Below are 825 nucleotides of genomic sequence, written 5' to 3'. Positions count from 1 at the left end.
GAATGCCTCCTGCAGCACGAACGCCACGTCGTTGGCGCGTCCGTTCTGCAGGTAATGGACGTGCCAGCTGCGCATCGTCGCGTCGCGGTTGTGCACGACGAGGCTGTAGATGCGCTCGGCGTCCTGCACATAGCGCGGGTTGTTGGCGACCACGAGCACGGCGCCGATGCGCGACATCGGGATGACCCGCACGACGCTGGCAAGGGCGGCGTTCTCCTTGCTTTTCAGCGCCCCCTGCAACGCGGTCGCGAAGTCGCTCGCCGCCCCGTTCTCGACCGGCAGCAGGGCATAGGACTGGCCCGCCAGGGCATCGACGTCGAAGGCCTGCACCAGCTGCGCCAGCGCCTCGCGCTGCATCGGATCGCCGCTGATGATGACGGCGTTCGACCCGCTGTTGGCGACGATCTTGGCGCCGTTCTGCGCATAGGGCTGCAACAGCTTCGCCAGATCCTCGCCCGAGGCATAATGCAGCAGCACGATCGTGGTCAGCACCGCCGCCCCCGCGTTGGACCCGGTGGTGACGCGGTACAGGCTGCCGGCCTTGATCAGCGCGTCGCCGTTCTGCGCCAGGATGGTCTCCAGCGCCGGGATCAGCTCGGCGCGCGTCAGCGGCTGCGCGGTGCGCAGCGTGACCGTGCCGTGCACCCCGGGATCGATCGTGTAGTTGGCCCCGAGCATGGTGCCGAGGATCTGCGCCACCACCTCGCGGACGTCGGTATCGGCGAAATCGAGCTGGAACGTGCCCCGGCCGCCGGCCTCGGCGCGCGCGCCGGGCACCAGCTGCACCGGGGCCGCCGTGCTGGTCACCGGCGGCGGCAGCGTGTC

General features: G+C 69.8%; 1 protein-coding gene. It reads right to left on the bottom strand.

What is annotated here, in order from left to right:
- Positions 1-825: secretin N-terminal domain-containing protein (locus B8460_RS16825; RefSeq protein WP_048862774.1), on the bottom strand; the 825-nt coding region annotated here is incomplete at both ends.

The sequence above is a fragment of the Acidisphaera rubrifaciens HS-AP3 genome (genome assembly GCF_000964365.1).
Lineage (GTDB): Bacteria > Pseudomonadota > Alphaproteobacteria > Acetobacterales > Acetobacteraceae > Acidisphaera > Acidisphaera rubrifaciens.
Note: the sequence above shows the minus strand (reverse complement) of the source record. Positions and strands in the feature narration are given on the sequence as shown.